The sequence below is a fragment of the Nocardiopsis endophytica genome (assembly GCF_027706725.1).
Classification (GTDB): Bacteria; Actinomycetota; Actinomycetes; order Streptosporangiales; family Streptosporangiaceae; genus Nocardiopsis_A; species Nocardiopsis_A endophytica.
This window is the reverse complement of sequence record NZ_JAQFWQ010000167.1, coordinates 1-11,983: the sequence shown is the minus strand read 5'-3', so window position 1 is coordinate 11,983 and position 11,983 is coordinate 1. Positions and strand designations below refer to the sequence as shown.

The following is an 11,983-nucleotide window of genomic DNA, read 5'->3' as shown; positions in this document are numbered from 1 at the left end:
TGCAGGCCCGGGAGGGCCGTGCAGGCCCGGGAGGGCCGTGCAGGCCCGGGAGGGCCGTGCAGGCCCGGGAGGGCGGTCACATGCCCATTTGGGCCGCCATGCTGATCAACCGGTCCGCCTGGGCCTTTCGCTCGGCGGCGCACTGGTCTTCGAGGGTCCGGCCCGGTGCCCCCTGCAGCAGTTCCTTCGTCGCCGACGCGGCGTCGCGCGGGACCGCCGCCAGGGCCGCCACCAGGTCATCCACGGTCCTGGCCAGCTCATCGCCCGGAACCACGAGCTCGGCCAGGCGCAGGCGCTCGGCCTCGTCGGCCTGCACCGTCCGCGCGGTCAGGCACAGTTCCATGGCGCGCGGCAGCCCCACGATGTCCACCAGCGGCTTGGTCCCGGTCAGGTCCGGCACCAGGCCCAGCGCCGGCTCCTTCATGCACAGTTTCGCGTCATCGGCCAGCACCCGCAGGTCGCAGGAGAGGGCGAGCTGGAAGCCCGCGCCGATCGCGTGCCCCTGCACCGCCGCCACCGACACGATGTCCGGGCGGCGCAGCCAGGTGAAGCCCTCCTGGTAGCCCGCGATGCCCGCGTCCAGCGCCGCGCGCTGCTCCGGGGTGTCGCCCACGTCGGCCATCAGGCCGCGTTCACCGGGCACACCCTCCGGAGAGAACATCGCCAGGTCGATCCCGGCGGAGAAGGAGGGACCGTCTCCGGAGAGCACGACAATACGGACGGACTCCGGAAGCGCCTGGCCGACATGGGCCAGTGCCCGCCACGTACGCCCGGTCATCGCGTTGCGGCGCTCCGGCCGCGCCAGCGCGATCCGCGCGACCTCGCCGTCCACCTCCAGGCGCAGCCCGGCCGCGCTCAGTTCCTCCCCGTCGGGGAGAACCGGATCCTCCATGCCCACCTCCGCTGCTCGGCGTGCCCACCCCTGTGCGGACCCGCTGCCGGTCGGTGGACCACCGTATCCGCGCCCCTGCTCACACCTGCGGCCGGGCCCAGGGGAACCGCGGTCTCACGGCCGTCGGTGCGGGAGGTCGGCACACCTCTGGACGGCCCCACGGGTTTCGGTACCGGCACCGCAGGGCGGGTGAACGCGGGTGAACACGCGTGGTCGACGTGTCCGGAGGCGGAGTCCTCGCGTCTCGGCTCCACCGCTGCCGAGGCAGGTGATCGACGCCGCCCCTGGCCGCGGCCCCGCGGCATCACGCCACCACGACACACGCCCCATCGCGGCACACGGCCGATCGCGGCACATGGGCCCCCGAAGCGGGCGACCGGCGCTTCCCCGGTCGGGCCCACTCGATCGGGCCCGCTCACTCGGGCATCTCGCTGGGGCAGGTCACCATCACCGAACCGTTGGGCCCCGCGCCGAGTCTCCGGTCGGCTGGAGCGGCCGCCCCTTCGCCGCCGATGCGGGCCCTGCGTGCGTGCGCGGTCCCGGGCGGCCCCCTGCGGCGTCGTTCCGCCGCCGTGGAGCCGGACCTTCCGCGCATTCATCGCATTCCGCGCGCTCACGGCCGGGGTCCACTCCCCCGGCTCCCCCGGCGTCGCGCGGGGTTCAGGTCCTCCGGGTCGCCCCGCCCCGGCCGCGCAGCGTGACACCGGCCTCGGTCAGCAGGCGGTGGACGAAGCCGTAGGACCTCCCGGTCGCCGCCGCGAGCGAGCGGATGCTCTCCCCCGCGTCGTAACGCTTCTTGAGTTCGGTGGCAAGCTCGGATCGCTCGGTTCCCGTCACACGCGTTCCCTTTCTCAGGGTGTCGGCCACGTCTACCTCCCGTACTCTCGCGGCCACTGGCGGGCGCCGCCCCGCCGCCGGGGACGCCGTGCCGGCGCCTCCCGGTGCCCGAGTCGGCGCCGGTGCCCATGATCAGCCATGCACCCGCGAGAGGCCACCCCCCGGCACGGGGCCGGAACGGGCCGGGGTCGTGCGCCCTGTTGTGGTCAGCACAAAACCTGACCCGTATCCCGCCCCTCGTCAACGGCGGCGCGCCGGTGGGCCGGGGCCGTCCGAAACCCGGTTCCCGGCGGCCGGGACCGGCCGGGCGTGACCGGGCCGACAGGCGGGACCGGCCCGACAGGCGGGACCCGACCGACGGGCGGCCCCAGCCAGCCTGCCAGAGCCGTCCGGTCCCGCCCGCCCTGCCGGATCAGGCCAGCGTGATCAGGTCCTCGAACTCGGAGTTCCACATGTCCTCGGCGCCGTCCGGCAGCAGGATCACCCGCTCGGGCGAGAGCGCCTCCACGGCCCCCTCGTCGTGGGTGACCAGGACGATCGCGCCCTTGTAGCCGCGCAGGGCTCCGAGGATCTCCTCGCGGCTGGCCGGGTCGAGGTTGTTGGTCGGCTCGTCCAGCAGCAGCACGTTCGCACTGGACACCACGAGCGCGGCCAGCGCCAGCCGGGTCTTCTCCCCTCCGGAGAGCACCCCCGCCGGCTTGTCCACGTCGTCCCCGGTGAACAGGAACGACCCCAGGACCCGGCGCGCCTCGACCTCCGGCAGCTCCGGCGCGGCGGACATCATGTTCTCCAGCACCGTGGCACCGGTGTCCAGGGTCTCGTGCTCCTGGGCGTAGTAGCCGAGCTTGAGCCCGTGCCCGGGCACGACCTCGCCGGTGTCGGGCTCCTCCACCCCGGCGAGCATACGCAGCAGGGTGGTCTTGCCCGCGCCGTTGAGCCCCAGCACCACGACGCGGCTGCCCCGGTCGATGGCCAGGTCGACCCCGGTGAACACCTCCAGCGACCCGTAGGACTTGGACAGCCCCTTGGCGCTGAGCGGCGTGCGCCCGCTGGGGGCGGGGTCGGGGAAGCGCAGCTTGGCGACCCGGTCGGAGGCCCGCTGCCCCTGCACCCCGTCGAGGATGCGCTCGGCCCGGTTGGCCATCTGCTGGGCCGCCCGCGCCTTGGTGGCCTTGGCGCGGAACCGCTCGGCCTGCTTCATCAAGGCCCCGGCCTGCTTCTCGGCGTTGGCCTGCTCCCGGCGCCGGCGGCGCTCGTCGGCCGCCCGCTGCTCCTGGTAGGCCTTCCAGCCCATGTTGTACACGTCGATGACGCAGCGGTTGGCGTCCAGGTAGAACACCTTGTTCACCACGTCCGCGACCAGGTCCTCGTCGTGGCTGATGACGATCAGCCCGCCCTGGTGGGACTTGAGGAAGTCGCGCAGCCACAGGATGGAGTCGCCGTCGAGGTGGTTGGTGGGCTCGTCCAGCAGCAGCGTGTCGGCGCCGCTGAACAGGATCCGCGCCAGCTCGATGCGGCGCCGCTGGCCGCCGGACAGGGTGCCCAGCGGCTGGGTGAGCACGCGCTGCTCCAGGCCCAGGCTGGAGGCGATGGCCGCCGCCTCCGACTCGGCCGCGTACCCGCCCATGACGTGCAGCTCCTCGTCGGCGCGGGCGTAGGCGCGCACCGCCTTCTCGGCCACCTTGGGGTCGTCGTCGGCCATCCGCTCCTCGGCGCGCCGCAGCCGCCGCAGGGCGTCGGCGATCCCGCGCGCCGACAGGATGCGGTCGCGCGCGATCTCCTCCATGTCGGTGGCGCGCGGGTCCTGCGGAAGGTAGCCGAGGGTGCCCGAGGCCGACGCCGAGCCGGCGGCCGGGACGCCCTCGCCCGCCAGCACCTTGGTCAGGGTGGTCTTCCCCGCCCCGTTGCGCCCGACCAGCCCGATCCGGTCGCCGGCGGCGACCCGGAAGGTCGTGGGCTCGAGCAGGAGGCGGGGTCCGACGCGCAGTTCCAGGCCGGAGGCGGTGAGCATAGGTCGGGTGTCCTTATCGGGAATCAGGTGCGTGCGTGGGACGTCGCGGCCGGGGTGGGCGCCCTCGACCCGCGGGGGACGGGGAGGGCCGCCGCGCGCGCGTCAACCGGGAATGATGAAAGGCACCCGGCCAGCGTAGCGGACCCGCTACCGGTCCACCTCCGACTTTTCGGCGGCCCGCGCGGGGGACGACCCGTTGTCGGCGCTCCCTCCCGCGTAACGCGCCGGGGCCGCCGAACCTTCCCCGCCCGCCGCGGCCCGCGCGGGCTCGCGGTCGGCCCCCTCGGCGCCGCCGTCGGCCTCGGCCTCCTCCTCGGACCCGGCCTTCTGCTCGCTGAAGGGGCGGTCGCGCAGCAGGGCGGCGAGCACCGCCGCCACCGGTGTGGCCAGGAACATGCCGAGCACGCCGCCGATGATGCTGCCGACGCTGATGGCGACCAGCACCACCGCGGCGGGCAGGTCCAGCGCCTTGCCGTAGACGCGGGGGGCGAAGACGTGGCTCTCCAGCTGCTGGACGATGAGCACGACCGCCAGCACGACGAGCGCGATGAGCGGCCCCTCGGTGACGAAGGCGACCACCGTGGCCAGCAGGCCGGAGATGAAGGCGCCGACGATCGGCAGGAAGGCGCCGATGAAGGTGAGCACGACCAGGGGGATGGCCAGGGCCGGGTCGATGAGGAAGAAGAGCGGGATGCCGATGCCGACGGCGTCGATCAGCCCCACGGTCGCCACGCCCCGCACGTACCGGCCCATGACCCCGTAGGCGACGTCCGCGGTGGCCTGGACCGGGCGGCGGGAGGCGGCGGGCAGCAGGCCCTGCAGCCACGCGACGAGGCGGTCGCCCGAGTGCACGAAGTAGATGGTCAGCACCAGGATGAGGACCAGCCCGAGGAGGAGTTCGAGCACGGCGGTGCCCGCGGTCCACACCCCGGTCATCAGCTGCTCGCGGTTCTCCGCCAGCAGGTTGCTGAACTCCTGGTCGGCCGAGTCCATGATCTGGGAGACCAGGGCGGGGTGCAGGCCCATGCCGGTGGCGATGTCGCGCACGCTGTCGAGCGCCTGGCTCAGGCTGTCCATCAGGCCGTCGAAGCCGGAGACGGCCGGCTGCACGATCAGCGTCACCACGCCGCTCAGGATGATGAGCGATCCCAGGCAGGTGATGGCGGTCGACAGCCCGCGGCCGATGCCGCGGCGCCGCATCCACCGGGTGGGCGGCATCAGCAGGGCGGTGAGGAAGACCGCCAGGATGATGGGGACGGTGATGACGCTCAGGTAGCCCACCGCCCACAGCAGCAGGGCCACCACGACGCCGATGAGCAGGGTGCGCCAGGCGGCGTCGCTGAGCCTGCGGAACAGGTCGTCCTCAGCGGGCTCGGCCTCGGGGGCCTCCGGCTCGGGCGTCTGCGGCTCCTCCGCCGCGGTCCGGGCTCGGCGCGCGGCGCGCCGGAGCCTGCCGAAGGACCACTGCCCGGGCCGCCTCATCCACACGTCGTCCCCTTCCGGTGTCTTCATCACGATGGTCGGTGTCGGCCCATTCTGCCGTCCCGGTGGAGGTGCGCGGTGCGCGCCTCCTGGGCGGCCGCCCGTTCGGGCGGGGTGCCCGGCCGGGGCGCAGTGCCCGGCCGGGGCCGGCGGCGCAGAACTTCCACGGGTCGCGCGCCTGGTCGCTGGCCACGATCTCATTGCCGAACGGCGCCAGCGCGACCGGGATCATCTTCAGGGACGCCCAGGCCATGGGGATCCCGATGATGGTCACGGCGAGGCCGATGGCGGTGCCGATGTGCCCGAGCACCAGCCACCACCCGGCGACGATCAGCCAGATGACGTTCCCCAGGGTGCTGCCGCCGCCCGCGCCCGGCCGCTTGGTGACGGTGCGGCCGAAGGGCCACAGGGCGTAGTTGGCCATGCGGAAGGACGCGACGCCGAAGGGGATGGTCACGATCAGCACGCAGCAGATCAGACCGGCGAGCGCGTAGCCGAGGGCGAGCCACAGGCCCGCCACGACCAGCCAGATGATGTTGAGGATGAACCTGAGCAGCGCCACAGCCGCTCCCCTTCTCGTCGACTCCCGGCCGCCGCCGGACCGTGTCCGCGCGGCGGCTCCCCACTTCTCTATCCGTGTCGTCCCGTATGACGCCCCCGCCGTCGGCGGCGTTCCGCGACGCACCCCTGTCCCTTCCCTGATCCGCGGCGTGCTTCCCTTAGGGGACGGGAGGGGTATCGTCTGTGGACGAAGGGCCCAGACCCGGCCGAAGGGGGTGCCGATGCGGATCGAGAAGCGGGGACACGCCTGCGTCCGCCTGACCCACGGCGGCGGGACGCTGGTCATCGACCCGGGCGGCCTGAGCGAGCCGGACGCGGCCGTGGGCGCCGACGCGGTGGCGCTGACCCACGAGCACGGCGACCACTTCGACGCCGACCGGCTGCACGCGGCCCTGAAGGCCAACCCGGACCTGGAGATCCACACCCACGCGGGCATCGCCGAGAAGCTGGGCCCACTGGCCGACCTCGGGGCGCGCGTGGTGGTGCACGCGCACGGCGACACCGCCCGGATCGCCGGGTTCGACGTGGACGTGTACGGCGAGCGGCACGCGGTCATCCATCCCGACATTCCGGTCATCACCAACATCGGGTTCCGGGTGGCGACGCCGTCGGGCGCCGTGTTCCACCCGGGCGACTCCTTCACCGTGCCCGAGGACCCGGTCACCACCCTGCTGGTCCCGGTGCACGCGCCCTGGTCCAAGACCGCCGAGGTTGTCGACTACCTGCGCGCGGTGGCCCCGCGCTCGGCCCTGGCCGTGCACGACGGCCTGCTCAACGACACCGGCGCCGGCGCGGTCGAGCTGCTCGTGTCGACGCTGGCCCCCGACGTCGACTACGCCCGCCTGGAGCCGGGCCGGGGACGCGACCTGGACTAGCCCGCTGCACACCGCCCCGGCCCCGGTCCGCACCGCCCTGGTCTAGACCGGAATGTGATCCGAACATCAGGGATCACCCCTAGGCACGGACCGAAATCCCCCATACGATGTTCCACATCCGGCTCATCGGGCCGGATCTCGCAATCCGTGACCGACTCGGGCAGAGGCCCGGCCTCAGGGCGCGGCCACTGCAGTTTCGGTAACGGTTCAGCGAGGAATTTCCCCGCCCCCCGTGCGCGAGCGGGAACGGGGATGGCATGATTACGTACCGGCCCGCAGGGAGGGCTCCAGCGCCTCCCCGGCCGTTCACGTGAGCGCTTGCCGGCCTCGACGGTCTTCTGCGCCTTCCGTGGTCTCCACCACTCCGGGAACACCGAAGCGACGCATGCCGTTACGCATGCCGGGCTCTCACGGCCGCACGACCGTGTTCTAGCAACCCTTGCTGTCCAACAGCTTACTAGCGATTCAACAGAGGTGGTTCAACCATGTCTCAGGTACGTCGGCAGGCCGCGCTGCGCCCCCGCCCGAGCTGGGGGTGGCAGGATGCCGCCGCGTGCCGGGGCGAAGACCTCGTGCTGTTCTTCGGCCCGGATGGCGAGCGCCAGCCGGAGCGGGAGATCCGCGAGCGCAAGGCCAAGGAGATCTGTGCCCAGTGCCCGGTCCGTACCGAGTGTCTCGACTACGCGATCTCGCGTCCTGAGAAGTACGGAACCTGGGGCGGTCTGAACGAGGACGAGCGCGCTTCCGAGCGTCGGCGCCGCATGCGCCGCGCCAACGCCGCCGCCTGACCGCCATTCCCCACACGGCCCGGCCAGACTGAGCGACCGTCCCCCCGCGGCGCTGGAACGGCTGACGACCCTTTGGCGGCCCCGGCCCCGCTGATGCGGCCCGAATAACCCGAGGCGCCCCGACGGCACACGTCGAGGGCGCCTCGGGTTTTTCCATGGCCCGGTGCCACCGCCCACGGCTTCGGCGCCCCCGGCTCGTGGTCGCCGCCGGTCGGCCCCCGGTCGTCGTCGACCCCTGGTCCTCGTCGGCCACCGGCCGTCGTCGACCCCGGGCGCCCCTGGTCGCCCCCGGCCGGGCCTGCGCCCAGGACCGCCGCGCAGCCGAAGCGCAATGAGGCGCGCCGGATTCGGCTCCAATCGTTCATGGAGCGTGGCGATGACTGCGCAAGCGTCACCGAATGGTGATGTTGCGATCCACCGAGGCGGGCCTCCTCGCGAATGGAAGGAATGGCGAGTGCGTTTTCCCCGGTCGGTGCACCGCACTGCCCGAATGGGACACTCTCATCGCTTTACGCCCGCATCCGCCCGATACGCCGGGATGGTCCCTCGACGGGCCCACGCACACCAATGCGTCGGCGCGTACCCCTCATCCCCTCATTCGGACATGTCGCGTCCCGGACCTTCGTCGCCGGTTCCGGCCGGAAGCGGCCTCGGCTCGCCGGTCCCGTCCCCGCCCCTGCCCCGGCCCCTCCCGTGCGCCCGGAGGCGGAGGCAGCATCAGAGGTGGCGGTCGAACCACTCCGCGGCGGCCTCACCCGCCAGGCGCCCCTCGGCCGTGCCGCCCAGCAGCTGCTCCGCGCCGGGGGCCGCGCGCAGCTCCACCGGGCCGCTCATCCGGCCCGCGGCCCACTCGCTCAGCTCCCACACGAACGACTCTCCGCCCGGAACCATCACCAGCGCCGGGACCCGCACCTGCGGCAGCTCGTCCCCGGCCAGGTCGATCCGCCCGCCGAGCACCGCCAGCGCGCCGACCTCCCCCGGCATGCGCGCCGCGGCCACCGGCGCGGCGGGGGCGGCCGCCCCCGCACCGAAGATCCCGACCCCGCCCCGGGCACCGGACGCCGAACGCAGCCACTCGACCGCGCGGGCCAATCGCTCGCCCAGTTCGTCCGGACCGACGTCGGGTGCCCCCTGGGCCGACTCCCACTCCTCGGGCGTGAACAGGTCCAGGGCGAGCAGGGCGTACCCGGCGTCGTGCAGCGCGTCGGCCGCGGCCCGCTGCTGGGCGTGCGCGCGCCCGTGCCCCAGGGCCATGACCGCCGCGCCGCGCACGGTCTCCGGAACCGTGAAGTCCCCGTCGAGCCCGACCCCGCCCGCGGTGACGCGCACCGGCCGCCCCGTCGGGCGCCCGTCGGCGCGGTCCTCCAGCAGCGCAGCGATGTCGGCCTCCGTCGGCCGCTCGTAGTCCCGGTACCACTCCCCCACCGCCTGGAAGTTGTCCGGCGCGGTGAGCACGACGATCTCGTCGGCCTCTCCCCGCAGCGCGGCGACCGCCGCCTGGGAGGCCACCGGGACCGCCAGGCAGACCCGGGCCGGGTGGTGGCGGCGCGCCGCGCGCACCGCGGCCCGCGCCGTGGCTCCGGTGGTGACGCCCTCGTCGACGATCACCACGTCGCGCCCGGCGAGCGGCGCACCCGGCCGGCCGCCGCGGTAGGCCTTCAGCAGCCGGTCCAGCTCCTGGCGCTCGGACCGGACCGCCCGCGAGAGCACGTCGCGCGACACGTGGCGGCGGGCCAGCTCGGAGTCGTCGAAGAACACGCCCCCGCCCTCGGTGACCGCGCCGACCGGGGCCCGGGCGTCGCCCTGCAGGTTCAGGCGCCGCACCACGAGCACGTCGAGCGGGAGGTCGAGGGCGCGGGCGAGCTCCGCGCCGACGGGCACGCCGCCCGGCGGCAGGGCGAGGACGACGGGGTCGGTCCGGACGAGCGGGCGGACCCGCTCGGCGAGGCCGCGGCCCGCTGCGGAGCGGTCGGTGAACGGCAGCGACACGGGTACCGGGCTCATGATCGCCTCTCCCGGATGCGGTGGCGAAGTGCGGTGGAGATACCCGTTCGAGGGCGCCGCCCAACATCAGGGGATGATTCGGCCGCTTTCGGCACCGGTGGGCCGGGCGCCCCGGAGGAGGCGCCCGGTCACGCCCGGCCGCGCCCCGGCGCCGGTTCCGGACGGGCCCTCACAGCCCGGCGGTCTTCCGGAAATCGTTCTCCAGAACGCCCATGATGAGGGCGTCGTGGCGGCGCCCCTCCCACAGCAGGGCGTCGCGCAGGCGGCCCTCGACCGCGAAGCCGCACGAGCGGTAGACGGCGATCGCGCGCATGTTGAAGGCGTAGACCTCCAGCCACACCCGGTGCAGCCGGACGCGGTCGAAGGCGTACTCAAGGAGCAGCCGGGTCGCCTCGCGGCCCAGCCCCTGTCCGGTGAACTCGATCGCCGAAAGGGAGATGCGGTAGGCGGCGGTCTCGTTGTCGGGGTCGACCTCCATCAGGGCGAGCTCGCCGACGTAGCGCGCCTCCGGGTGCGCGGTGATCGCCAGGTCGAGCCGGTCCGGGGCCTCGGACCGGCCGGCGCACCACTCGGCGGCCTCGTCGTAGCCGATTCTGCGGTGCGTGCCGGTGAGCCTGCGGATCTCGTCGTCCTGGGCGGAGGCGTAGAAGTCGTCGACGTGCTCCTCCGACAGCGGCACCAGGCGGACCCGCTCCCCGGTGAGGGTCGGTTTCTCACGCAGCGCACTCAAGTCGATCATCGGTCGGGACTCCGGTCGTCGAGGGGATCGTCACGTGCCGGGAGCGGGGTCCGGCTGATCGGGCGGTAGCGTCGATGAGTCGGCGATTTCGGCCAGAAGATCATATGTAAGACGCCCGACCGCCTCGGCGCAACCCCTGAGGTCAACGGTGCGTAGCAACCGAATGACGGCACGCGATCGATACGGAGGCCCGATGGAGTCGCAGTACCGGGTGGGCGAGGAGGCGCCCCCGGGCCGCGCGGCCGTGCGTGCGCGCGCCGCCGTGTTCACCCTGTTCGCCGTGAACGGGTACGCCTACACCAACGTGGTGCCCTGGCTCCCCGTCGTCAAGCAGGACCTGGGACTGAGCAACGCGGCCCTCGGGGCGGCGATCGCGGCGATGCCGACGGGGGCGCTGGTCACCGGGATGCTCGCGGGGCCGCTCATCGCCCGCTTCGGCAGCGGGCGGGTGGCCGCGGCCGCCGGGGTGCTGACGGCGCCGCTGCTGCCGATGGCCGCCGTCGCGCCCGGGTGGTGGGCGTTCGCGCTGGTGCTGTTCGGGCTGGGGTCGCTCGACGCGTGGATGGACGCGGCGATGAACACGCACGGGCTGCGGGTGCAGCGCCGGTACGGGCGGAGCATCATCAACGCCTTCCACGCGGCGTGGAGCCTGGCGGCGGTGGCCGGCGGCCTGACCGGTGCGTCCATGGCGGGGGCGGGCCTGGGGATGGGGACGCACCTGACCCTGGTGGCGGTCCTGCTGGCCGGGGCCTCGCTGGTGGCGGCGCGGGGTCTGCTGCCGGGGCCGGAGGGGGCCGAGCGCGGCGACGCGGAGGCGCCGTCCGAAGGCGGTGCCCGGGAACGGCTCCGTGCGGCGGCGGGGGCGCTCCGCGGGGCGGCGCTGCCGCTGCTGGCGCTGAGCATCCTGCTGATGGGGGCCTCGGCGGTGGAGGACTCGGCGGCCACGTGGGGGGCGGTGTTCCTCTCGGGCGAGCGCGGGGCCGGGGCGTTCCTGGCGGCGCTGCCGTTCGTGGCCTGCCAGGGGATGATGACGGTGGGACGGCTGACCGGGGACCGGGTGACGGACCGCTTCGGCGCGGTGAACACGGTCCGCGCGGGCGGGCTGGTGGCCGCCGCCGGGATGGCGGTGGCGCTGCTGGTGCCGTTCCCCGCCGCGGGCGTGGCCGGTTTCGGCCTGATGGGGCTGGGGGTGGCGACGATGTTCCCCTTGACCCTTGCGGCCGCGGGCGAGGTGCCGGGCGTGCGCAGCGGCGACGGGGTGACCGTGGTCGGATGGCTGGGCCGCCTGGGGTTCCTGGCGTTCCCCCCGATGGTGGGCGCGATGGCGGACACGTGGTCGCTGACGTGGGCACTGTGGGCGGTGGCCGCCGCCGGAGTGATGTGCGCGGTGCTCGCCCCGTCCCTGCGACCACAGGCACGCACCTGACCTGCACAAAGGGGGACCCAGTGCCAATGGAACAACGGGTCCCCCGCTTACGCACGTCGGCCGAGCGGCGGGTCAGCGGGGTGTCGGACAGAGGGGCGGCGACAACGGAGCCGGGCGGCCCGTACCGCAGCACTGTCGGCTGGCGGGCGTGCGGACGGTCACCGGAGAGGGCAGCAACAACGGGACCGGGGCAGTTCCCCGGCCCTGCTCGCCGAGCGACAGGTCACCGGCGGTCCAGGTAGGCGGCGCGGTAGGCAGGGTTCGCGGTCGCCCGCGTTCGTGGCGGCCGCCGCCCCGGCGCCCCCTTCCTGGCGATGATCTCGACAAAGGTGCTGCCATTCCGGCGGTTTTGACAGCACTCTTGTCGA

Annotated in this window: 9 protein-coding genes and 1 pseudogene; 3 read left to right on the top strand and 7 right to left on the bottom strand. The window is 73.9% G+C overall.

Annotated elements, in window-relative coordinates:
* Nucleotides 1–76 precede the first annotated feature (76 nt).
* From O4J56_RS30815 to O4J56_RS30795, 5 genes and pseudogenes are all read right to left on the bottom strand, one after another.
* Nucleotides 77–892: an enoyl-CoA hydratase/isomerase family protein gene (locus O4J56_RS30815; protein ID WP_270690673.1), complete on the bottom strand. Its 816-nt coding sequence runs from the start codon at nucleotides 890–892 to the stop codon at nucleotides 77–79.
* 660 nt (nucleotides 893–1,552) lie between these two features.
* The gene (locus tag O4J56_RS30810) at nucleotides 1,553–1,759 is read right to left on the bottom strand and encodes a helix-turn-helix domain-containing protein (RefSeq protein WP_026123961.1); all 207 of its coding nucleotides are present in this window, start codon (nucleotides 1,757–1,759) and stop codon (nucleotides 1,553–1,555) included.
* A gap of 382 nt (nucleotides 1,760–2,141) precedes the next feature.
* The gene (locus O4J56_RS30805; protein ID WP_270690671.1) at nucleotides 2,142–3,740 is read right to left on the bottom strand and encodes an ABC-F family ATP-binding cassette domain-containing protein; all 1,599 of its coding nucleotides are present in this window, start codon (nucleotides 3,738–3,740) and stop codon (nucleotides 2,142–2,144) included.
* 147 nt (nucleotides 3,741–3,887) lie between these two features.
* A complete protein-coding gene (locus O4J56_RS30800) occupies nucleotides 3,888–5,222 on the bottom strand; it encodes an AI-2E family transporter (RefSeq protein WP_270690670.1) in 1,335 nt (444 codons plus the stop codon).
* Nucleotides 5,223–5,379: 157 nt separating this feature from the next.
* Nucleotides 5,380–5,784 (bottom strand): annotated as a pseudogene (locus tag O4J56_RS30795) (YccF domain-containing protein); the annotation flags it as partial.
* 220 nt (nucleotides 5,785–6,004) lie between these two features.
* On the opposite strand from O4J56_RS30795, the gene O4J56_RS30790 reads away from it, so the two are divergent.
* Together O4J56_RS30790 and O4J56_RS30785 are read left to right on the top strand one after the other, a co-directional pair.
* Nucleotides 6,005–6,658, top strand: coding sequence for an MBL fold metallo-hydrolase (locus tag O4J56_RS30790; protein ID WP_270690668.1), 654 nt, complete (start codon nucleotides 6,005–6,007; stop codon nucleotides 6,656–6,658).
* Between the two features lie 485 nt (nucleotides 6,659–7,143).
* Entirely contained in the window at nucleotides 7,144–7,446 is a 303-nt protein-coding gene (locus O4J56_RS30785) for a WhiB family transcriptional regulator (protein WP_270681446.1), read from the top strand.
* Between the two features lie 717 nt (nucleotides 7,447–8,163).
* On the opposite strand, the gene O4J56_RS30780 is transcribed toward O4J56_RS30785, so the two are convergent.
* Both O4J56_RS30780 and O4J56_RS30775 read right to left on the bottom strand, forming a co-directional pair.
* Nucleotides 8,164–9,450, bottom strand: a complete 1,287-nt coding sequence (locus tag O4J56_RS30780) for a phosphoribosyltransferase (protein WP_270690666.1) — start codon at nucleotides 9,448–9,450, stop codon at nucleotides 8,164–8,166.
* Nucleotides 9,451–9,619: 169 nt separating this feature from the next.
* Nucleotides 9,620–10,189 carry a GNAT family N-acetyltransferase gene (locus tag O4J56_RS30775; protein ID WP_270690665.1) on the bottom strand — a complete coding sequence of 190 codons (570 nt, stop codon included), beginning with the start codon at nucleotides 10,187–10,189 and terminating at the stop codon, nucleotides 9,620–9,622.
* A 193-nt stretch (nucleotides 10,190–10,382) separates the two neighbouring features.
* Between O4J56_RS30775 and O4J56_RS30770 the strand changes: the two genes are divergently transcribed.
* On the top strand, nucleotides 10,383–11,615 hold the full coding sequence (locus O4J56_RS30770) for an MFS transporter (protein WP_270690664.1): 1,233 nt from the start codon (nucleotides 10,383–10,385) through the stop codon (nucleotides 11,613–11,615).
* Nucleotides 11,616–11,983: the final 368 nt, after the last annotated feature.